Raw genomic sequence first — 22,456 nt, 5'->3', positions numbered from 1 at the left:
GGTCACTCCAACTCCCCTGCCACGCGCAGGTGTTGTACGGCGTAAGAGCGCCAGGGGCGCCAGTTGTCGGGGATGTCCATGCCGGGCGGGGCGACATCCGGGTCGCCGAGGGCGCGGGTGCGCACGACGGCGACGGTACGGGGGTCGAGGCCGGGCAGCGCGAGCAGCGCCGCCTCGGTGTCGTCCCGGTCGGCGCCCGCGTCCAGGCGTACGGCGCCGTCGGCGAGGGCGGCGGTGAGCGCGCCCAGGGTGCCGTGCGGCTCGGCCTCGGCGAGGACGGCCGGTTCCGGGAAGAGGTGGGTGAGGCTGCCGCAGGGCGAGTCCAGCGCCTTCCCGTAGGCCCGCACCAGCCGCTCGGCACCGGCGGGCCCGACCAGCGCCCGTACGGCGAGTTCCTCGGGGTCGGCGGCGCCGGGTGAGCGGAGTCCGGGGCGGGCGGCGACCAGCGGGGCGAGCCGGGGGTCGGCGCCGAGCCGCTCGTCCACGGCGTAGGGGTCGGCGTCCAGGTCGAACAGGCGGCGCAGGCGCTGGACGGCGGTGGTGAGGTCGCGGGGGTCGGTGAGGTGGAGGTGGGCGTCGAGCCAGCCGCCGGGGTGGGTGCCGGTGTCGGTCCTGGTGCTGCCGGGCAGCTCGTCGACGGCGACGATGCCGGTGCCGTGCGGCAGGCGCAGGGTGCGGCGGTAGGTGCGGCGGCCCGGGATGCCGCTGACGTCCTCCACGCCGGGTACCGCTTCGGCCTGGAGCAGGTCGAAGACGGCGCCGGAGCGGTAGGGGCCGCGGTGGGCGAGCCTCAGCGGGATACCGGCGGTCGGGGCGGCGGGCCGGCGGGAGGCCCCGGTGGCGGCGCGGCGCAGTTCGCTGGGGGTGCGGGCGTAGACGGTCCGGATGGTGTCGTTGAACTGCCTGACGCTGGCGAATCCGGCGGCGAACGCGATCTCGGTGATCGGCAGGCCGGTGGTCTGGAGCAGGACGCGCGCGGTGTGGGCCCGCTGGGCACGGGCCAGCGCGACGGGTCCGGCGCCCAGCTCGCCGGTCAGCTGCCGCTGCACCTGGCGGGGGCTGTAGCCGAGCCGTCCGGCGAGCCCGGCCACGCCCTCCCGGTCCACAACCCCGTCGCCGATCAGCCGCATGGCCCGGCCCACGACGTCCGCGCGGACGTTCCACGCGGCCGAGCCGGGCGCGGCGTCCGGGCGGCACCGCCGGCAGGCCCGGAATCCCGAGCCCTGCGCGGCGGCGGCGGTCGTGAAGAAGCGGACGTTACGGCGCTTGGGGGTGACGGCGGGGCAGCTCGGGCGGCAGTAGATGCCGGTGGTCTCGACGGCGAAGAAGAACTCGCCGTCGAACCGGGCGTCCCGGCTGCGCACCGCCTCGTACCTGGTGTCCTCGTCCATCACGCGTACCAGTCTCGGTCAGTTCCGAGGCCGGCGCTGGCGGGATTCGGACACCACGATGACCTCCCCGGGCTGCTTGGTGTCACAGCCGCCCGTTGCGCTTCACCTCCATGGCCGCCCGGCCCTCCGCGTGCTTGCGCTTCCAGTCCCGGCGGATCTCGGCGCGCAGCCGGGCGTCCGTCTTGGCGACGATGCGCTGGTTCTCCCGGATCAGCTTGCGATAGCTGTCGAGCCGTCGCTCCGGCAGCTCGCCGGAGTCGATGGCGGCGAGGACCGCGCACCCCGGCTCGCTCTCGTGGGCGCAGTCGTGGAACCGGCACCGCCCGGCCAGCTCCTCGATCTCGGCGAAGACCTGCCCGACCCCCGACTCGGCGTCCCACAGCCCGACGCCGCGCAGCCCCGGGGTGTCGATCAGCACCCCGCCGCCCGGCAGCGCCAGCAGGTTCCGGGTGGTCGTGGTGTGCCGCCCCTTGCCATCGACGTCCCGGGCGGCTTGGACGTCCATGACGTCGGCCCCGAGCAGCGCGTTGGCCAGGGTCGACTTGCCCGCGCCGGACTGGCCGAGCAGCACGGACGTACCGCCGCCGACGACGGCGGTGAGGACGTCGAGGCCCTCGTCGAGATGGGCGCTGACGGTCAGCACCGGCACCCCGGGCGCGGTCGTCTCGACGTCCTGCACGAGATGGGAGAGCGTCACCGCGTCCGGCACGAGGTCCGCCTTGGTCAGCACGACCACGGGCTGCGCGCCCGATTCCCAGGCCAGCGCGAGGAACCGTTCGATGCGCCCGAGGTCGAGTTCGACGGCGAGCGACACCGCCACGACGGCGTGGTCGACGTTGGCCGCGAGGATCTGCCCCTCGGAGCGCTGGGAGGAGGTGGAGCGCACGAAGGCGGTACGGCGCGGCAGATACGTCCGTACGTAGCGCGGGTTGCCGCCGGGTTCGACGGCGACCCAGTCACCGGTGCACACGACCCGCAGCGGATCGTGCGGTGTGACGAAGGCGGTGTCGGCGCGCAGCATCCCGTCGGCGGTGACCACGTCGCACTGCCCGCGGTCGACCCGGACGACCCGTCCGGGCAACAGCCCTTCGGCGTCGTGCGGGGTGAACGCGTCGGCCCATTCGGCGTCCCAGCCGTAGGGAGCCAACGCGGAGAAAACAGAGGTGGAAGTCAACGAGGTGACCCTTCACAAGGGTGGGCCCCGGCGGTGTGTGGTGGGTCAGCCGGTGGCCACGGAGGTGGACGTGATGGATTCCTGGATGCGGGCAGCGCCCATCGCAATGACAGCCATCGGTCGACACCTCCTTCACAGCACGCTCGTAACGAACTCCGTCACAGTACCCGGGGCCCACCACGGGCCGTCAATCGAATTAATCAGGCCGTGCCGCACTCCCGGCCGTTCAGCTCGAAGGCGTGCGGCGGGGCGTTCCTGCCCTGCCAGGACGCGATGAAGCCGAAGCTCAGAGTGCCGTCGGCGGGGACCGTCCGGTTGTACTCGGCCGCGGTCGCGGTGACCCGGGAGCCGTTCTGGCCGAAGCTCGCGTCCCACATCTGGCCGATGTGCTGGCCGTCGCGGAAGGACCAGGCCACGCGCCAGGTGTCCAGGGGCCGTTCGGTGGTGACGGTGACGGTGGCCTGGAAGCCGTCGGGCCACTGGTTGACCAGGTCGTAGCGGACCCGGCAGTCGGCGGGGGCGCTCGTCTCGGGGCCGGCGCCCGCCGTGGTGGTGGAGGTGCCCTGGGGCTCGGGGTCGGGGTCCTCGCTGGCCGTGGCGGACCCGGTGGCGTCGGCGGAGGCCGGCGGGGAGTCGCTCGCGCCGGTGTCCGTGTCCTCCGCGGAGGGCTCGAAGGACGCGCCGGGGTTGTCGGCCACCGGCTGACGGTCCCCGGGGTCACCGGCCGCGTCGCCGCCGGAGCCGGATCCGCCGAACGGCATCAGCGACACCCCGAGGGCGAGCAGGGACACCAGGACGGCCGCGACCAGGAGCCCGCCGCGCACCGCCTTCGCCTTCTGCGCGGCGAGGTCGGCGGCGCCGTCCGGGGCGGGAAGTTCGGGGCGTCCGGCACCGAGGCGGACCTCGGCGGCGCGGCGGCGGCGCTCCAGGTAGGCGAGGCCGCCCCAGCCGATGACGCCGCCGGCCAGGGCGGCGGGCAGTCCGAGGCCGTGCAGCCGCAGACAGGCGGCGGCCTCGGAACAGTCCACGCAGGTGGCGAGGTGGCGGGAGAGGTCGTCCGGGGTGTCGGCGATGGGTGAGCGGGTCACCGCGTCGAGCAGCCGGACATAGCCGCGGCACTGCGGGTCCTTCGGCGCGTCGAGATGGTTGCGGTGGCAGCGGTCCCGGAACAGGCCGCGCACCTGGGCGAGTTCGTCGGAGAGGGTGGCGGGGTCGAGGCCGAGCCGGCGGGCCACCACGGACAGCGGCAGCGCCTCCACCTCGGCCAGCCACAGCAGTTCGGCGTCCGGCTGCTGCATGTCGCGCAGACCGCGCAGGGCGAGCGGGCGGCTCTGCGGGGGTCCGGAGTAGCGGGCGGCCTTGGTGGAGTTGAGCCACAGCCGCAGATCGGGGTCGAGCCGGTTGCCCCGGCCCGAGACCTCCCAGTCGGCCGCCGTGGTGCGTACGGCGGTCAGCAGCAGGGGTATCCGGGGCAGTCGGGGGGAGCGGCGGCCGGCGTAGCGGGTGCCGTAAGACTCGGCGGCGCGGACCTCGCGCATACCGGTCGAGAACGCCTCCGTGGCCAGTTCATGGGCCGCGGTGGAGCCGGCCGTGCACAGGTCGGCGTACGAGAGCACGGCGTCCCAGCACTCGGAGAACAGCGCGGCCTCGGTGGCGTCCTGGGGGGTCGGCAGGTCGGGCATGGGTCTCCTGCATCCATAGCGAGGTCAACTCGCCATATTGGCAATGGAGTTGGGGGGAACCTCGCGGCAGAGCACGACCCTTTCACGTATTCGACACAACTGACAAGCGCGCTATTCAAATGTCACGGGCGCCCGTCCGGCCCCTCGGCTCCGAGGAGTTGTACAGATCCCGGGCGCCCCGTGCTCACCTTCCGTCACACAGGTGTCGGCTCCGCGGCGGGCAGACTATCCATGAAGGAGCTCACCGAGAAGACCGCGCGGCCAGGTCCGGGCGGGCCGTAGCCGGGAGGCGAGGAGAGACCGAACTCCTCCATCGTCTGCCGATACGCCTGGAGCAGCCGGATGTGGTACTCCAGCGGGGCGCCCTGCGGGTTGGCCTTGCCCAGCGGGGTCGTAGGCTCCGGGCACCAGGTGGTGAAGCGGGGCGTGATGCCCTGGGACATGAAGAACCGCAGGCCCTCGGTGGTCGACGCGATCGCCTCGTCGACCGTCTTGAACCCGAAGGGCTCGGCCATCTCCACGCCCGCCACGAAGTTGGGGATCACATTGCGCGCGCCGAAGATCTCCGCCGAGTCCAGGATCCGCTTGTGCCACTCGTCCCGGCCGACGTACCGCTCCTTGCCCGGGCAGTACATCTTGAACAGATACTCGTCCCACACCTCGTAGTTGGGGTGGTAGATCTGCACGCCGTAGTCCTTGAACCGCTGGACATCGTCACGCGGCAGCGCCTGCGCCACGACCTTGCCGATCCACCGCCCCGGGAACCGCTCCTCGATGGCCTTGGCGTACCGCCCGTAGAAGTCGGCCTCGTCACGGCCGCCGACGGTCTTGGTGATCGCGCCGCCGGTCAGCGTGTACGCGGTGGACGCCTTGGCGGTGTCGTACCGGTCGATGATCTCCAGCGCCTCCAGCACCTCCTCCACGTCCTTGACCCCGGTGTACGGCCGCCCGGCCGCCTTGTGCTGGCGCCAGTTGTGGTTGATGTCGCAGTACTGGCACTCCTCCTTGGCGCCGAAGTACTGGCAGACCCGGAAGACGGTGAGGTAGATCAGATAGCCCCACTGGATGGTCGGGGCGACCTCCATCACGGACTTCCCGTTGGAGAGCTTGTGCCGGTAGTACTCCGGCATCGGCGGCACACCGACGTCGGAGATCCGCTTGCCGTCGAGGTACAGCCCGAGCATGCCGTCCTCGTCGGCGGCGACGCGATAAGGCGACGACGGATTGACCCGCACGGACACCACGGTCCGCCGCAGGTCGTACGGCCCACCGGTGAGGATGATCTCCTCCGGCGGCCGGCGCAGCGCGGCCTCGCCCAGCTCGGGCAGGGTGCCGTGGTCGAAGGAGAAGATGAAGTACGACTTCGGCTTCACCTCGCCGGCCTCGTTGTCGCTCAGCGCGGACGCGTCGAAGGCGACACCGCCGCGGAGCAGGTCCTCCTTGAAAACGGCCTCCCGCGGCACATGCGGAAACCGCTCCATCAGATCCTCGACCAGCGCGGTACGGCTGCCCATCCCGTGTCTCCTCCCGGCTCAGGCGTTCGACTCCTCACGGTATGCCCCTGCGTGCCCGAGGCCGGTACCGGGTCCCTCGTCGGCCCGTCGCCGGGGGCCCGAGGTGTTTTGACGTTCCCACGCAAACGCGTCACCTCATCTGATATGCATCGCTACACGATGTGTCGCGGCAGCACCGCGGGGGGACGGGTGACGGCTTCGGGCAGCGCTCAGCTGCTCTTCGTGCACGGGATCGGCGGCCTGCGGGACGCCGATCGGGAACGGCGGGCGTGGCTGGATTCCCTGGCCGACGGGGCGCGCAGGGCTGGGCACAGCGACGCCGTCTCCCGGCTCACCCAGGGGTGGCCGGCCGATGTGCGGTTCGCCGACTACAGCGACCTGTTCCTGGACCGGGGGGCACAAGGGGACACCTTCGGGCCGTCACAGAACGACGAGGCCTTTCTGTCCCGCCTCGTCGCGGAGCTGACCGAGGAGCTCGCGCACCAGGCCTTGGAGCGACAGGCTCCGGATCTGCTGAGGATGGTGGAGAACGCCCGGCAGCAACTGTCGGACGAGCAGACACAGGGCATCGGCGAGCCCCTGCGGATCCTGGCCGGCGTCCTGACCACGCTGCTCCAGATACCGGGGCTGCGCCGGGCCGCCCAGTGGGCGAGCGGACGTTCCCTGCTGGGGCAGCTCTCCCAGGTGGGCCGCTATCTCGGGCGGGGCGAGCCGGACGGCGGCGGCCGGTGCCTGGACACACGGGTCCGGGATCGAGTGCTCCGGGGCCTGGATCCCGGGCGTCCGCTCGTGGTCGTCGCCCATTCGCTGGGCACCGTGGTGGCCTTCGAGGCCCTTCAGCACTACTCGGGACCGGTCCGGCTGCTGATCACGCTCGGCTCCCCGCTCGCCACGGCCACGGCGGTGCTGCACCGGATCCACCCACGTCCTCCGCGCACCCCGGAACCCGTCGAGCGGTGGCTGAACTTCTGGGACCGGGACGACATCGTCGTCTGCCGCCCCCGGATCCAGGACTGGATGCTGCCGAACCGGGCAGGCGTGCTGCCCGACAGCCACCGGGTCGACTCCGACGGGATCTGGGTGCACACGGCCACGAAATACCTGCGGCAGACCGCTGTCGCCGGGCCCGTCGTCGAGGCGCTGAAGCGATGACGGCGGCGAGAGCGCGGCATGTTCTGGTCGTCGCGGCCCAGTGCCGTTCCATGGGCCGGCTGACGGGGCTCGTGCGGGCGGCGCGGGATCTGCACACCGTCCTGACCGATCCGTCGCTCGGCGGCTGCACCCGGCGGATCGGCGACCACCGGTCCCTGCTGATCGGCGACGACCTCTCACCGGAGGACGTCCGCACGGCCATGACCGAGGCCCGCGCCCGGGCGCGGGCCGACTCGGCGGTGCTGGTGGTGGCCCTGCTCGGACACGGGTTCACCCCGCCGCAGGAGACCGACCTGTACTACATGGTCGGCGAGTCCACGACCGAGGACACCGGCTCCGCCGTACCCGTCGGGCAGTTGCTGTCCGACGCCGCCGACACGGTGGGCGTGGACGGCGTCATCGCCCTCGTCGACACCTGCCACGCCAGCGGCGCGATGCCGGACGCCCGCCGGCTCGCGGGCGGGGTGCGGGCGGGCCGGGCCCGGCTGGCCGTGCTGACCGCCGCGGTCGCCGGAGAGGCCGCCCGCGACTTGAAGCTGACCTTCGCCGTGACCGAGGTGATACGGGAAGGACTCGCCGACGCCGGCGGCGCGCTCTACGTGGACCGCACCCTCACCGAGACACTGCGCAGACGGGTCGGTCCCCAGACCGTGGGACGCGCCGAGTACGACAACGACCCCTGCGCCCTGCAGAGGCTGTGGCTGGCCCGCAACGCGCGGCACACCGCGGTCGCGTCCGGGGAGAGCGTAGGACCCCTCGGGCGCCAAGTGCTGCGGGAGGCGGTGGAGATGTGGCGGACACCGGCCGGCAGCCTCCCCGAGCGGCTGACCCCCACCGTGCTGGAGGAGCTGCGCGACTTCGCCGTCGCGGGCCGGGCCGAGGGCGAGGCGGACCCCGTATGGCGGGAACGGGTGGTCGAGGTGACCACGGCGCTGCGGGAGTGCGTGCGCCTGTCGGACCTCGTGGAGGACGCGGTGGGCGACACCCTCACCAGCGACCTGCTGCGCACCGCCGGGCGACTGGCCGGTCTCCCGCCCCTGCCGGAGGGCGGGCGGCTGCTGCCCGGCCTGCTGGAGTACGCCGCCCTCAGGGCCCAGCCGGCCGACGGCGAGCCCGGAGCGGGACTGGCCCGGTTCCTCGCGGCGGTCGCCGACCTCACCGGACTCGGCGGCGAGCACAGCCCGCTGCGCGCCTGGGCCCGCGAGCACCGGGTCACCACCTGGTTCAACGACGCGCTCAGGGACTTCGCTGCGGACCGCGAACAGCAGCGGCTGCGGCTGGTCATCAGCCTGGCCGGAGGGTGGACGGGCTGGCCGGAGGAGGTGGAGGCCCATCTCGTGCGCGGCGGCACCGAGCGCCCGGCACAGTGGACCTCTCCCCGGGTCTCCCCCGACCGCGCCGGGGCGGTCCGGGCCATCGAGCAGGCACTGTCCTGGGCACGCGGCCAACTGCCCGCCCCGGACCTGCTGGTGAACGTGGACGTGGCCGCGCCCGCCCACCTGGTGGCCGAGTGGTGGCCCGAGGAGGAGACGGTCGGTCACCACTTCCTGGGCGCCCATCACACCGTCGTGGTCCGCTGGAGCGGCCGGCTCGACCCCGCCAAGGGCAACGCGGAGGCCAACGACGCCGCGCGCAAGTCCCTCCAGGCCATGGCCGCCTGCGGGCAGGTCCCCGTGGAGTGGGTCGACGCGCGAATCCTGCACGACCGCGGCGGACTGGAGTTCGCGCTGCGCGCCGGGCAGTACGCCACGGCGGTGGGCGTGGACCACCACCCCGAGGACCTGCCGGACCTCCTGGACCTGTTCCTGCCCTACGCGCCCATCGTGCTGTGGCCCCGCCCGGACGTCCCCGCGGCGGACGACCGCATGCGGAGTGTGGTGCGGCAGCAGTGGCACACCCTGCCGGGGGGCTTCGCCGACGCCTACCGCGACCGCTGGAAGGCTCATCAGGACTGTCCGACGTGTCTGGGTGACGTCCGGGCTGTCTGGCACGACGAGCACTGGCTGGAGTTCTGCCGCCCGTTCGAACGACGTGTCGTCACCGCGCTGGAGGAAGAGTCGTGACCTGGAAGCCCTATTACCAAGGGGACGGGGTACAGCGACGGGCCGCGCTGGCCCCGCCCCCGCCGTGGCGGACCTTCCCACGCGCCTCCCAGCACCGCGAGTACCAGCCACCGGAAGGGCTCGCCGACGCTGTGAACGCGGCGCTGCACCTGCGCCGCCCGCTGCTCGTGACCGGGCCGGCCGGCTCCGGGAAGTCCACGGTCATCGAGCAGGTCGCGCACGAGCTGGCCCTCGGGCCGGTGCTGCGCTGGCACATCACCTCGCGCAGCACCCTTGCCGAGGCGCTCTACCGCTACGACGCCCTGGGCCGCATCCACGCCCAGAGTCTGCGCGGCGCCACCGGCCGGACCGCCCGCCAGCACCGCCTCGCGGGCCGGCACGGCGACGACATCGCCCCCTTCCTCCAGCTCGGCCCCCTGGGCACCGCCCTGCTCCCGGCGGAGCGCCCCTGTGCCCTGCTCATCGACGAGATCGACAAGAGCGACCTGGACCTGCCGGGCGACCTGCTCGACGTACTGGAGCGCGGCGAGTACGAGATCCCGGAACTCGTCCGCCACCGGCGGCACAAGGTCGCCGTCCGGCTCTGGGACAGCCGGGACACGGCGACCGTCGAGCGGGGCCGGATCCGCTGTACGGAGTTCCCGTTCATCGTGCTGACCAGCAACGGCGAGCGGGACTTCGCACCGGCCTTCCTGCGCCGCTGTGTCCGCTACACGATGCCACCGCTGACGGCGGACCTGTTGCGGGACATCCTGCGCGCGCACTTCGGCGAACTGCCCGACGACGACGCCCTGGAGCTGATCAGGGAGTTCGTCGCCCGCGCGAACAGCGGCCACCACCTCGCCGTCGACCAGCTGCTGAACGCGGTGGCCCTGCTCACCGGGGACTCGGCGCCCGAGGGCAGGCAACGCCAGGACCTGCACGACCTGTTGCTCACCGAGCTGTCCCGTGCCTGAGGGCGGCCTCGACCGGCTGCTCGCCGCGCTGGCGGCGTGCGCTCCGGCCGGCGCGGACGCCCGCACCCTGGCGGACGCCGTCTGGCTGGCCGCGGCCCGCTCGGCCGCCGACCGCCCCGGACCCGCGGCCCCCGCCGAGCACTCCTCCGCGCGGACGGCCGCAGCGCCGGCCGCGGCGCCGCGCCAGTCGCCCCCGCCGCCGGCCGCGCCTTCGAGCGACCCGGACGTCTCCGCGTACACCCCCGGCGGCGGTGCCCGGGTGCGCGGCACGCCGCTGTCGGTGGGCCGTGCGGAGGCGCTGCCCGAGACACTCGCCGTCGGCCGGGCGCTCCAGCCGTTCCGCCGGGCCTGGCGCGGCGGCAGCCGGTCCCGGCTGGACATCGACGCCACCGTCGACCACTACGCGCGCGGCGGTCCGCTCGTCCCGCTGTTCTCGCCCCGTGCGGAACGGTGGTTCGAGGTCGTCGCACTCGTGGACACTTCCCTGTCCATGACCATGTGGGAGGAGACGGCGCAGGCCCTCACCCGACTCCTGGACGGCCTCGGCGTCTTCCGGAAAGTGTCCACCTGGAAGTGGACCTGGGCCGACGGTCAGCCGGGCGTACGTGACCACGGGGGCGCCCGGGTTCCGCCGGACCGCGTACCGCACCACGGCAGCGGAGCCCACGGCCGACGACTGCTGCTGGTGTTCACCGACTGCGCGGACCGCGGCTGGCACGGCCCGGCACCCTGGCGGTTGCTCAGCGACTGGGGGCGGCGCGTCCCCGTGCTCCTGGTCGACCCGCTGCCGCCGCGCCTGTGGCGGCGCTCTGCCCTGGACCTGCCCGCCGTACGCGCCACCGCCGCCCACCCCGGCGGCCGCAACAGCACCCTGCGCCACCGGGTCCCCCTGCGCTGGCGTCCGCACTCCGGCGCGTCGGAGGGACTCGGTCCCTGGCAGGCGCTGCCGGTCGCCGCCTGCACCCCGCACTCCCTGGGCCGCTGGGCGAAGACCGTGATGGGCACCGACCCGGTCGGTTGTGACGCCGTCCTCGTCCCGGCCACCGGGCGTCCTCCGCAACCCAGGCCCGCCCACGGCGACCCCCCGGTCGACCCCGAGGCCCTCGCGGACGCCTTCGTCCGTACGGCCTCGGCGCCCGCCGTCCGGCTCGCGGTCCTCTGCTCCCATCTGCCCGAACTCACCCTGCCGTTGCTGCACGCCCTGCGCGAACAGGCGGTACCCGAAGCCCGGTTGGCCGATCTCGCCGAGGTCCTCACCAGCGGACTGCTCACCGTGACCCACGTCCCGGGGCACGATCCGGTGCTGACCTTCCGCGAGCCGGCCCGTGCCCGCTTGGGCGCACAGCTGACGACGCACGACGCCTGGGAGGTCCTGCGCGCCTTCACCCGGCATCTGGAAGCCCACCCGCACGCTCCGCACGGGATCGCCGCGGTCGTCCATCTGCCGGAGGCGGTGGCCCAACTCCCAGCTCAGCTACAGCCCTTCGCCCGGGCGTCGTTGGCGACGAGGCGGCGGCTCGGGGTGGGCGGGGGTGCGGAGGCGGCGGGTCCGGGGCGGAGTGAGGAACTCCCGGCGACGGTGCTCATCAGCAGGATCGGGCGGACGACCGAGCTGAGCGGGGGTACTCATCTGGAGCATGTCGGCACGGGTGTTCTTCTGGGGCCGCGGCTGATTCTGGCCGTGGCGCCACTGGATGGCGAGCTGATGGCGATCAGGGCCCGTGGTCGGCGGGTGGAGGAGTTCGACGAGGCCTGGTGCCAACCCATATGGCACAGCAAGGCCACCGGGGTCGGTGTCTTCCTCGCCAGTTCCGACCTCGTCGACCCCGGCAACTTCACCCCGCCTGCCTGGACCGAACCTCTCGGGGCGCCGTCGGCCACGCCGTGCCGCCTCATCGTCCCCCCACCTCCTGGAGGATCACCTGACGTCGTGCTCGGTGTCCTGCGCCGCGTCCCCTCGGGCGAGCTTGTCTTCGAATCCGCGAGTGGGCGGCGGCTGTCCGCGCCCATCGGGGCTCCCGTATTCCAGACGCGCGAGTTGGTGGGGCTTGCCAGGGCGCCCCTCCCACCGGACAAGTTCACCGTCGTCGGCATCAGCGAACTCGAGCATCAACCGGGCTTCCTGGACGCCGTGCGCTCGCACCTTCCCCTCGGCGGCGCCCCGAAGCGCCCCTCCCGCTTCCTGATCGGGGACCTCCCGCGCGCACCGCGGGGAGGGGCCGCCGTCCTCGCCGAGGAACTGGCCGACCAGGACTGGTCCGAACCGATCGTGCTGGGCGGCGAGTTGGCGGATCAGCGACGGTATGCCGCCTCGGGCCTTCTGCGCCGGGAATGGGACGAGCGCACCGTGGACCTGGCCGTCTGGGTCAGCGGCAGCACCGTGGCCGAGATCCGCACCCGGTACGCCGAGGCGGAGGCGGTGATCGCGGGGACCGCCACGGCCGACACCGATGCCGGTGTCCAAGCCTTCTTCGACCGGCTGCGCACCATGCGCCGACCCTGGATCGTCGTCGTGGACGGACTGGACGAGCCGGTGCTCCCCGAAGCGGTAAGGCCGCCGCTCACGTCGTTGGGACGGGTCCTGGTCACGGGGACGGGCCCGCGGTTGCGTGCCTTCGTCCCCCGGCCGTACCGCCCGTCACGGGTCCCCGCCGCAGGGTCCGTCCGGACCACGGAATCCCCGTACTTCTTCCTCAGCTGGGCGCGGACCGACGCTGAAGACCCTTACGTCAACCGCTTCTACAACGACCTGATGACCGAGCTGTCCGCCCGGGTCGAGGACTTCTTCGAGCAGCCGTCCTTCGAGGAACTCTCGCGGCTGAGCCGTACCGTCGGCTCCTGCCGGACCTTCGTGGCGCTGTACTCACCGGCGTACTTCAACAGCCCGCGCTGCGGAAGCGAGTTCGCGGCCTTCACCGAGAGACTGGGGCGGCATCAACGGTTCAGCGGGGTCGACGCCCGCGCGCTCGTCCCCGTCATGTGGGCGCCCCAGCCCGTGTCCCTCCCCGACAGCGCGGCACGGTACCAGTGGCTGGAGCCCGAGATGGGTGAGGAGTACGCCCAGCACGGGCTGCGGCACCTGCTGCGCACCGAGCCGAACGGCGAACCGTATCGCCGGGTCGTCGCAACCGTCGCGCGCGCGGTCCGCACCGCGGCGGAACACTATCGCCTGCCCACCACGCCCGACCTCGACCTGGCCTCCGTCCTCCCGGCCTTCCGTGCCCAGCCGGTGCCCAGACCGTCCGCACACGCCCAGGTGTTCCTTTCGCCCGGTGCCACACCCCTCGTGCGGCGCGCTGAGCGGGTCATCGTTGAGCAGGGGCTGACCATGTCCGTCGGCAGGATCGACGGCTCACTCGCCGACCGCCTCGACGAAGCCGAGCGCCTCTCCGGGATCAGCATCCTGATCATCGACCCGCGGGACCTTCGCGCCATCGAACTCCAGGAGGCCCTCGACGACTTCGCCCGCGCGAATCGCCCGCTCACCGGGGTGATCGTTCTCCGGGAGGACGATGAGGTCGACCTCCCGGACGAGCTGAGGAGGGTGTTCTCGGATAGGCGGGCGCGCCGCAAGTACCCGCTCTTCGTCGGCGTGACCAGCGACGGGTTCGACCATCGGCTCACCGACCTGGTCGCGGTCGCCACCAACCAGCTCATGGACGTGGCGCCCCCGCGCCGGCTGCCGAGCGGTCCTCCGGCCCCGCCCCTGCTGGGCATGCCCGACTTCCTTGCGCCCCCGCCGAGAGACCGCGAAGCCCATGACGACTGAGACCGGCACCAGGGGCAGAATCGTCACCTTCTACTCGTTCAAGGGCGGTGTGGGCCGCACCATGGCGCTGGCCAATGTCGGCTGGATCCTTGCCTCGGGCGGGTACCGGGTCCTCGTCGTGGACTTCGACCTGGAAGCCCCCGGCCTGCACCGCTACCTTCAACCGTTGCTGATCGACGCCGACCTGAGGTCGACCGACGGCATCCTGGAACTGGTCCAGGGGTACGTCCGGGAGGTGCTCAGGCCGCCGTCCGAGGACGAGCCGGACGACGAGGACTGGCTCCGCACCTGGCTCCGGCCCAGCCGGTATGTCACCGGGACCGGCCTGCGCCTGCCCTCCGGTGGCCGCCTGGACCTGATGCCCGCCGGACGGCAGCAGGTGAGCTACGCGGCAGCCCTCACCACCTTCAACTGGTCCCGTTTCTACGAGGCACTCGGCGGCGGCGTGTTCCTCCAGGCGCTGCGCGGGCGGTTGGCCGAGGCCTACGACTACGTCCTGATCGACAGCCGGACCGGAGTCGCGGACACCGCTGCCATCTGCACGGTCGCGCTGCCGGACGTCCTCGTCGCGTGCTTCGCCTACAACGCACAGAGCATCGAAGGCACAGCCACGAGGGCGCAGGCCGTCCGACGGTCGGCTCCGCGGCCGGTACGAGTGCTGCCGACGCCCATGCCGGTCGAGGACCACGAACTGGAGCGGCTCGAACGAGCGCGCGACCTCGCCCGCGAGACCTTCGCTCCCTGTCTGTCCTGGCTCGACCCGGACGACCGCGAGCGCTACTGGGGCGAGGTCGAGATCCCGTTCCGAAGCTTTCACGCCTACGGAGAGATCCCCGCGACGGTGTCGGATCGCCCACGCGACCCCCACACCCTGCTCGCCGCCTACGAACGGCTCGCCTCCTGGATCAGCGACGGCGCCGTCACCTCACTGGCTCCGCTCCCGCCGGAGGAGCGCCAACGGCTGATGGCGGCCTACCGCACCCGGACCCCGTACCCGGACTACCCGTCGAGGTAGGTTCCAGGCAGCGTGACCGCGGATCTTCGAACCTCGGGAAGGGGCCGCATGACCGGGACCGTGACCAACTGGGCCGGCAACATCACCTACGCCGCCAAGGAGCTGCACCGGCCGCGCTCGCTCGATGCGCTCAGGGCGCTGGTGGCCGGGAGTGGGCGGGTGCGGGTGCTGGGGAGTGGGCACTCGTTCAACGAGATCGCCGAGCCGGGGGCGGATGGGGTTCTCGTGTCGCTCGCCGGGCTGCCCGCACCGCTCGACGTCGACACGGCCGCCCGGACCGTGCGGGTCGGTGGCGGGGTGCGGTACGCGGAGCTGGCGCGGGTCGTGGACGGGCAGGGGCTCGCGTTGCCGAACATGGCGTCACTGCCGCACATCTCCGTTGCCGGGTCGGTCGCCACCGGTACGCATGGGTCGGGGGTGGCCAATGGCTCGCTCGCCGCGCCTGTGCGGGAGGTGGAGCTGGTCACAGCCGAGGGGGACAGCATGCGGATCGGGCGGGACGATGCCCGTTTCGGCGGTGCCGTCACCTCCCTCGGCGCGCTCGGTGTCGTCACCGCGCTCACCCTGGACCTGGAGCCCGCCTTCGAGGTGGAGCAGCATGTGTTCACCGAACTGCCGCTGGAGCGGCTGGAGTTCGAGACGGTGGCCAGGGCCGCGTACAGCGTGAGTCTGTTCACCGACTGGGCCGCGCCGGGCTTCCGGCAGGTGTGGCTCAAGCGGCGCACCGACCAACCGCTGGCCGACTTCCCGTGGGCCGCGCCCGCGACCGAGAAGCTGCACCCGGTGCCGGGCATGCCCGCGGTCAACTGCACCGAGCAGTTCGGCGTGCCGGGACCCTGGCACGAGCGGCTGCCGCACTTCCGGGCCGAGTTCACCCCGAGCAGCGGCGCCGAGCTCCAGTCGGAGTACCTGCTGCCCCGGCCGTGCGCCATGGACGCGCTACGGGCGCTGGACGCGATCCGTACGGTGGTGGCGCCGGTGCTCCAGACCTGCGAGGTGCGGACGGTGGCCGCCGACGAGCAGTGGATGTCTCCGTCGTACGGGCGGGAGACGATGGCGCTGCACTTCACCTGGGTCGAGGACGCGACGGCCGTGCTGCCCGTGGTGCGGCGGGTCGAGGAGGCGCTGGCGGGTCTTGAGGCCCGGCCGCACTGGGGGAAGGTGTTCACCATGGCGGCCGAGGAGCTGCGTGCGCGGTATCCGCGGGTCGGTGACTTCCGGGAGCTGGTGCGGTCGCTGGACCCGGGCGGCAAGTTCACCAACGCGTTCGTGCGCGACTTCCTCCACCCCCTTTCCTAACCCCTTGTCGAAAGTCCCTCGCAGGCCATAGCCTTGCGCCGCGCCGGTGCTGATGTCGACCCGGCCCGCGAGAAGGGACGGACGGCACCTCATGAAGCGCACCTCACGTGACATCCGCACCGCGAACCGCTACGAGGTGCTGCGCCAGATCATCGCCGCGTCACCGACCTCCCGGCAGGAGCTGGCGGCCGCCACGGGGCTGAGCCTCGCCACGGTCGCCACGCTCGTCGGCGAGCTGCTCGACCTGCGGATGATCACCGAGGTCGGCTTCGAGGACTCCGCGGGCGGGCGCCCCCGCGGCCTGGTCGCGGTCAACGCGTCGGGGGGCGCGTTGATCGGCGTCGACATCGCGGAGACCTACGTCCATGTCGAGCTGTTCGACCTCGCGCTGAACGTGCTGGCCCGCGCCGAGGAGGACGTACGCCCCGGCGAGTCCCTGCCCGAGCAGGTGGTCGGCCATGTCGCCTCCGCCGTCGGCTCGGTGGTCGCGCAGGCCGGGGTCGAGGGCTCCCGGGTGCTCGGCGTCGGGGTGAGCGTGCCGGGGCAGGTGGACCGCGCCACCGGCACCTCCGAGTACGCGCCCAACTGGGACTGGCACGAGGTGCCGCTGCTCGATCTGCTCACCGAACACATCGCCTACCCCCTCTACCTGGACAACCCGCTGCGTGCCTCCGCGGTCGCCGAGCTCTGGTTCGGGGCCGCGCGCGGGCGCGGGGACGCCGTGGTGATCAACCTCGGCACCGGCGTGGGCGCCGGGCTCGTCCTCGGCGGGGCGCTGCACCGGGGTGTCAGCAACAGCGCCGGCGAGTGGGGCCACACCACGATCGTGCTGGACGGCCGGCTGTGCCGCTGCGGCAAGCACGGCTGCGTGGAGGCGTACGTCGGAGCCTCCGGGATCATGCTCACGCTGCGGGAGCTGAGCGCCGACAGCGCGCTGCTGCACCCGGAGGACCAGACGGCCACCATCGCCGCGCTGGCCCGGCGTGTCGAGGCGGGCGACCCGGTGGCGCTCAAGGCGGTCCGTGACACCGTCCGCTATCTCGGCGCCGGCATCGCCGACCTGGTCAATCTGTTCAACCCCGAAGTGGTCGTGCTCAGCAGCTGGGTCGCGACCGCCCTCGGCGAGCCCCTGGTCGCCGAGGTCCGCGAGGCCGTCGCCCGGCACGCGCTGCCGCGGCCGATGGCCGCCACCGAGATCGTCCTCTCCCCGATCCCCACCGACCCGGTGTGCCTGGGCGCGGCCACGTTCGCGCTGGAAGGCGCCCTGCGGACCGTCGGGCAGAGGCAGCCCAAGAGGAGCCGTACCGCACCACCTTCATGACGACGGAAGGGATGCACGTGACTCACCCCCGCACCAAGAGACCGGCGCTGCTCACCGCGGCGGCCGCGCTCGCTGTCGCAGGCCCCCTCATATCCGCCCCCCATGCCGCATCCGCGTCGGCCGCAACCCCCATGGCGGCCGAAGTGTCCCCGTACTCCGCGCAGACCATCGACAACATCGGTGCCTCCGGCGCCTGGTGGGTCAACGACCTGAAGAACTTCGACCCCAAGGTCCAGGCCAGGGTGGCGAAGCTGTTGTTCTCCTCGGAGGGACTCGACCTCAGCAACTACCGCTACAACATCGGCGGTGGCGGCATCGCGGTCACCACCCCGTCCCGCGCCCCGGAGGACTTCCGCAACGACGACGGGAGTTATGACTGGTCCAAGGACAAGGGCGGCCGCACCTTCCTCGCCTACGCCGCGAAGTACGGCGTCGAGGACCTGGTCGCCTTCGTCAACAGCGCCCCGGCCGAGTGGAAGACCAACGGCAAGAGCTGCGGCGGGTATCTGAAGGCGGAGAACGAGCAGGACTTCGCGAAGTACGTCGCCGATGTCACCGACCACTTCGCCCGTCTCGGCCAGAAGTTCGACTGGATCAGTCCCTTCAACGAGCCCACCAACAGCTTCGACTCCTGCGGCCAGGAGGGCATGCTCGTCGATGTCTCCCAGCGCGACGACATCGTGCGGGCGCTCGGCGCCGAGCAGGAGGCGCGCGGGCAGCGGACCGGCATCATCGCCGACGAGGCCACCAGCACGGTGAAGTTCAACGACGAGGTCCCGCGGTGGATCAGCGAGCCGGGCACCGCCCAGTACGTCGACAAGCTCGCCCACCACACCTACGACAACCCCAGCGACGCCAACCGGGCGAAGGTCTACGAGACCGCGAAGAAGGTCGGCATCGAGTCCTGGTCGACGGAGATCTGCTGCTTCGGCAAGGGCGGTACGGGCTGGGCACAGGAGTACGACCCGAGCATCGACGGCGGCCTGAACCTGTCCCGGATCATCCACAAGGACTTCGCGGTCGCCCATGACTCCGCTTTCCACTGGTGGGTGGCCCTGTCGGAGATGATCGGCACCGACCCGTACGCCAAGAACGACGCGGGCTGGAACGACGGCCTGATCTACTACGACCCGGACTACGCCACCAACGGCAACCAGACCCTGTACTTCACCAAGCGGTACTACGCGCTCGGCCAGTACAGCAAGTTCGTCAAGCCGGGCTCGGTCGCGCACAACGTGACCGGGGTGCCGGAGGGTGTCGAGGTCAGCGCCTACGACCGCAAGGGCAAGTGGGTCGTCGTGGTCAACAACCACAACACGACCGACACTTCGCTCGACCTGCACTTCAACAGCCGGACACCACTGCGGGCTTCGCAGGCCGTGCGGACCTCGGCCACGGAGGACTGGGCGCACGTCGCCAAGCCCTCGGTGAGCGGTGGCACGGTGTCGGCCTCGCTTCCGGCGCGGTCCGTCACGACGTATGTCCTGGACCAGAAGGCCAAGGGCAGTTCGGCCGTCACGGGCGCCTGGCAGGGCAAGCAGTCCGGGAAGTGCCTGACGGCGGCGGTGACGATCAGCACCTGCGACAGCGGAGGCGGGCAGGAGTGGTCGTACGACCGGAGGGGTGCGCTGAAGGGCTCCAACGGCTATCTGACGGCCGGGAGTTCGGGGCTGACCACGAGCGCCGCCTTCGCCGGTGACGCCGGCCAGCGCTGGCTGCTCAACGCCAACGGACAGATCGTCAGCGAGGCCACGGGCCAGTGTCTGGACGTCGGTGGACAGGCCACCGCGGACGGCAGCGAGGTGGGTCTGTGGACCTGCAACGGCGGGACCAACCAAGCCTGGTTCCGGCAGTAACCGGTAACGCCTGAAAGGGAGTTGCGGGCCGCTGGTGCGCCGGCCCGCGACTCCGTCGCGTCCGGAATTCCGAACGCCGCGCAACGCTTCGAACAGACTTCGTCCAACCCCTTGCCGAAGCATTAGCCGAAGGTTAACGTCCCGCACCGCAAGAGCAGCAGCACGAGAGACAAGGACGTCAGATGTCGGCACTGAGCAACAGCAACTGGGACCGCCGCACCGTTCTGCGCGCCGCCATGGGTCTGGCCGCCGCGGGTGGCCTCGCCGCGTGCGGGGGCAACAACGGCCGTGGCGGCGGGTCGGGTTCGGGCACCAGCCTGACGCAGTACTTCCACGCCTACGGCGAGGCGGGCACCGAGCAGGCGATCAAGAAGTACGCGAAGGCCTACGACAAGGCGAACGTGTCCACGCAGTGGATCACCGGAACCAACTTCGAGAGCAAGCTGTTCTCCGCCCTGCTCACCGACAACGCGCCGGACGTCTTCGAGTTCCACCCGCAGATCCAGCTCGTCCGCAGCGGCCAGGTCGCCGATCTGAGCGACCTGATCAACCCCGTCAAGGACGACTTCAACCAGGCCGACATCGCCTCGCACACCATCGACGGCAAGATATGGGGCGTCCGCATGATCGACGACCCCCAGTTCTTCTACTACCGCAAGTCGATGCTGGCCGACGCGGGCGTCGAACCGCCCACCACGCTGGACGAGTTGGTCGAGGCGGCCGCGAAGCTCACCACCGACAAGGTCAAGGGCGTCTTCCTCGGCAACTCCGTCACCCCGGTGATGAACCCGCTGATCTGGTCGACGGGCGCCGACACCCTCGACGACAAGAACCAGATCGCGTACCACACGGACGCGGTCGCCGACGGCCTCGGCAAGCTGCGGACGATGTTCAAGGACGGCCATATGCTCCTGGACGCGCCCGCCGACTGGTGGGACCCCTCCGCCATCACCCAGGGCCTGGTCGCCATCCAGTGGTGCGGCATGTGGGCGATGCCGGTGATCGAGAAGGCGCTCGGCGACGACGTCGGCATCATCCCCTTCCCGTCCTCGGCGCCGGCCGGGAAGCAGGCGGTCACCAACGGCGGCTGGTCGATGTTCGTCAACGCCAAGTCCAAGCACCTGGACGAGGCGAAGGAGTACGTCAAGTGGCTGTGGATCGACCAGAAGGAGTACCAGGAGGACTGGGCGCTGTCCTACGGCTTCCACATCCCGCCGCGCACCTCGCTCGCCGAGTCCGCCGACAAGCTGAAGTCGGGCCTGGCCGCCGAAGGGGTCAAGCTCTTCAACGAGTTCGGGCACTTCGACAACCCGGCCTGGACACAGGCCATGATCGTCGCCCTGGAGGGCGTCATCGCCGACGCCGTGCGCAAGGGCGGCAGCCCCGAGGCCGCGCTCGACAAGGCCGACAAGACGGTGAACCGCGAGCTGAAGAAGCTGTTCGGATAGGCCGGCGGAAAGAACACCACGTCATGTCGACGACCACCGCGCGCGGTGTCGCCAAGAGCCCCGCCGCCGACGAGACCCCCGCGGTCCCGCGGCGGCGCGGGGTCCGTGGCCGCACCCTCAACTTCTGGCTGTTCACCGGCCCGTTCCTGATCGGGCTGGTAATCTTCGTCTACATCCCGATCGGCTGGAGCGCCTACCTCTCCTTCTTCGAGGCGCGCTACACCGTCACCCCCAGCGAGTTCATCGGCTTCGAGAACTACTCGTACATGCTGACGAACGACAAGTTCGTCGAGTCCCTGATCACCTTCACCGTCTTCGCCGCCATCGTCGTCCCCATCACCTGGGCGCTCTCGCTGGGCCTCGCGCTGATGGTGCACCGGATCCGCTTCATGAAGGCGTTCTTCCGGTCGGTGTTCTTCCTGCCGACGGCGGTCAGCTTCGTGGCCGCCTCGCTGATCTGGAAGATGTCCGTCTTCAGCGGCGTCCGCTTCGGCCTCGCCAACACCGTACTGAGCTGGTTCGGCGTGGAGAACATCGCCTGGCTGGCCGACCCCAACCCGCCCTGGTACTGGCTGGTCATCGTCACCGTACGGCTCTGGCTCCAGTCCGGCTTCTACATGATCCTGTTCCTGGCGGCCCTGCAGAACATCCCGCCGGAGCTGTACGAGGCCGCCGCCATCGACGGCGCCAAGCCCGGCTGGCAGACCTTCCGTCACATCACCCTGCCCCAGCTGCGGGCCACCTCGACGGCCGTGATCCTGCTCCTGCTCGTCGCCGCCTACCAGGCCTTCGACGAGTTCTTCAACCTGCTCGCCAAGACCACGTGGGGCCGACCGCCCCTGGTCGAGCTGTACTACACGGCCCTCGGCGAGAACCAGGACTACGGCGCCGGCAGCGCGGGCGCCATGATCCTTACCCTGCTGATCTGCGTCGTCACCCTGCTCCAGGGGAAGATCATGGGCTTCGGACGGGGTGAGGAGGCCAAGTGAGAACCCGACGGACGACCACCACGGGCCTGTACATCGCCACCGGCTTCGCCGCCTTCCTCTTCCTCGTCCCCTTCTATCTGATCGTCCGCAACGCCCTGTCCACGGACGCCGAGATCACCGGCGAGAACTGGAAGTTCTTCCCCACCGACATCCAGTGGGGCAACTTCACCGAGCTCTTCGACGACCCGACCGTGCCTTTCGGCCAGTCCCTGTGGAACTCCGCGGTCGTCGGCGTCCTGCACACCCTCGGCACCCTGCTGGTGTGCTCACTGGCCGGGTACGGCCTGGCCCGCATCCCCTACCGGCACGCCAACAAGATCTTCTACGCCGTCCTGGTGACCCTGATGGTGCCGACCGCCGTCACCTTCGTGCCCAGCTTCGTGCTGGTCTCCTCGCTGGGCTGGGTCTCCACGCTGCGCGGGCTCGTCATCCCGGGCCTCTTCTCCGGTTTCACCTGCTTCCTGTTCCGGCAGTACTTCCTCGGGTTCCCCAAGGAACTGGAGGAGGCGGCACGCGTGGACGGGCTCGGCTACTGGGGCGCGTACTGGCGGATCGTGGTGCCCAACTCGCTGAACTTCTTCGCGGCGATCGCGACGATCACCTTCATCAGCGGCTGGAACGCCTTCCTGTGGCCCCTGGTCATCGGCCAGGACCAGGAGGCGTGGACGGTGCAGGTGGCGCTCTCCTCCTACATGACCAACCAGACCGTCAACTTCCATCTGATCTTCATGGCCACCGCCGTGTCCATCCTGCCCCTGGTGTTCGTGTTCCTGTTCCTCCAGCGCTGGCTGGTGCAGGGCGTCGCGCAGACCGGCATCAAGGGCTGA

15 protein-coding genes are annotated in these 22,456 nt (G+C 71.4%); 11 read left to right on the top strand and 4 right to left on the bottom strand.

The features are described from left to right. Window positions 1–2 precede the first annotated feature (2 nt). From STRCI_RS32045 to STRCI_RS32030, 4 genes are all read right to left on the bottom strand, one after another. Window positions 3–1,391: a DNA-3-methyladenine glycosylase 2 family protein gene (locus tag STRCI_RS32045; protein WP_269664699.1), complete on the bottom strand. Its 1,389-nt coding sequence runs from the start codon at window positions 1,389–1,391 to the stop codon at window positions 3–5. Window positions 1,392–1,473: 82 nt separating this feature from the next. Next, window positions 1,474–2,565 carry a ribosome small subunit-dependent GTPase A gene (gene rsgA / locus STRCI_RS32040; protein WP_269662441.1) on the bottom strand — a complete coding sequence of 364 codons (1,092 nt, stop codon included), beginning with the start codon at window positions 2,563–2,565 and terminating at the stop codon, window positions 1,474–1,476. Between the two features lie 200 nt (window positions 2,566–2,765). Next, the gene (locus STRCI_RS32035) at window positions 2,766–4,247 is read right to left on the bottom strand and encodes a cellulose-binding domain-containing protein (RefSeq protein ID WP_269662440.1); all 1,482 of its coding nucleotides are present in this window, start codon (window positions 4,245–4,247) and stop codon (window positions 2,766–2,768) included. A 194-nt stretch (window positions 4,248–4,441) separates the two neighbouring features. Continuing rightward, a complete protein-coding gene (locus tag STRCI_RS32030) occupies window positions 4,442–5,761 on the bottom strand; it encodes a radical SAM protein (protein WP_269662439.1) in 1,320 nt (439 codons plus the stop codon). Between the two features lie 189 nt (window positions 5,762–5,950). On the opposite strand from STRCI_RS32030, the gene STRCI_RS32025 reads away from it, so the two are divergent. The 11 genes from STRCI_RS32025 to STRCI_RS31975 all read left to right on the top strand — a co-directional run bounded on the left by STRCI_RS32025 (window position 5,951) and on the right by STRCI_RS31975 (window position 22,456). Then, window positions 5,951–6,913 carry a lipase family protein gene (locus tag STRCI_RS32025; protein WP_269662438.1) on the top strand — a complete coding sequence of 321 codons (963 nt, stop codon included), beginning with the start codon at window positions 5,951–5,953 and terminating at the stop codon, window positions 6,911–6,913. Beyond that, window positions 6,910–8,976 (top strand): vWA-MoxR associated conflict system protein, encoded by a 2,067-nt coding sequence (locus tag STRCI_RS32020; protein WP_269662437.1) that lies wholly within the window; start codon window positions 6,910–6,912, stop codon window positions 8,974–8,976. The genes STRCI_RS32025 and STRCI_RS32020 overlap by 4 nt, the downstream gene beginning before the upstream one ends. Next, window positions 8,973–9,932 (top strand): AAA family ATPase, encoded by a 960-nt coding sequence (locus STRCI_RS32015; protein ID WP_269662436.1) that lies wholly within the window; start codon window positions 8,973–8,975, stop codon window positions 9,930–9,932. The genes STRCI_RS32020 and STRCI_RS32015 overlap by 4 nt, the downstream gene beginning before the upstream one ends. Then, complete coding sequence (locus tag STRCI_RS32010) at window positions 9,925–13,701, top strand: TIR-like protein FxsC (RefSeq protein ID WP_269662435.1); 3,777 nt, start codon at window positions 9,925–9,927, stop codon at window positions 13,699–13,701. Before STRCI_RS32015 ends, STRCI_RS32010 begins: the two co-directional genes overlap by 8 nt. Further along, window positions 13,691–14,716: a tyrosine-protein kinase family protein gene (locus STRCI_RS32005; RefSeq protein ID WP_269662434.1), complete on the top strand. Its 1,026-nt coding sequence runs from the start codon at window positions 13,691–13,693 to the stop codon at window positions 14,714–14,716. Before STRCI_RS32010 ends, STRCI_RS32005 begins: the two co-directional genes overlap by 11 nt. Before the next feature lie 48 nt (window positions 14,717–14,764). After that, on the top strand, window positions 14,765–16,015 hold the full coding sequence (locus tag STRCI_RS32000; protein WP_269662433.1) for a D-arabinono-1,4-lactone oxidase: 1,251 nt from the start codon (window positions 14,765–14,767) through the stop codon (window positions 16,013–16,015). Between the two features lie 91 nt (window positions 16,016–16,106). Beyond that, a complete protein-coding gene (locus STRCI_RS31995) occupies window positions 16,107–17,336 on the top strand; it encodes an ROK family transcriptional regulator (protein ID WP_269662432.1) in 1,230 nt (409 codons plus the stop codon). An 11-nt stretch (window positions 17,337–17,347) separates the two neighbouring features. Beyond that, on the top strand, window positions 17,348–19,192 hold the full coding sequence (locus STRCI_RS31990; protein WP_269662431.1) for a glycoside hydrolase: 1,845 nt from the start codon (window positions 17,348–17,350) through the stop codon (window positions 19,190–19,192). Window positions 19,193–19,374: 182 nt separating this feature from the next. Next, the gene (locus STRCI_RS31985; RefSeq protein WP_269662430.1) at window positions 19,375–20,640 is read left to right on the top strand and encodes an ABC transporter substrate-binding protein; all 1,266 of its coding nucleotides are present in this window, start codon (window positions 19,375–19,377) and stop codon (window positions 20,638–20,640) included. 23 nt (window positions 20,641–20,663) lie between these two features. Beyond that, the gene (locus tag STRCI_RS31980) at window positions 20,664–21,629 is read left to right on the top strand and encodes a carbohydrate ABC transporter permease (RefSeq protein ID WP_269662429.1); all 966 of its coding nucleotides are present in this window, start codon (window positions 20,664–20,666) and stop codon (window positions 21,627–21,629) included. Then, window positions 21,626–22,456 (top strand): carbohydrate ABC transporter permease, encoded by an 831-nt coding sequence (locus STRCI_RS31975; RefSeq protein ID WP_269662428.1) that lies wholly within the window; start codon window positions 21,626–21,628, stop codon window positions 22,454–22,456. Before STRCI_RS31980 ends, STRCI_RS31975 begins: the two co-directional genes overlap by 4 nt.

Origin of the sequence: Streptomyces cinnabarinus (assembly GCF_027270315.1) — a bacterium.
GTDB lineage: Bacteria > Actinomycetota > Actinomycetes > Streptomycetales > Streptomycetaceae > Streptomyces > Streptomyces cinnabarinus.
This window is presented reverse-complemented; position numbering and strand designations above follow the sequence as displayed.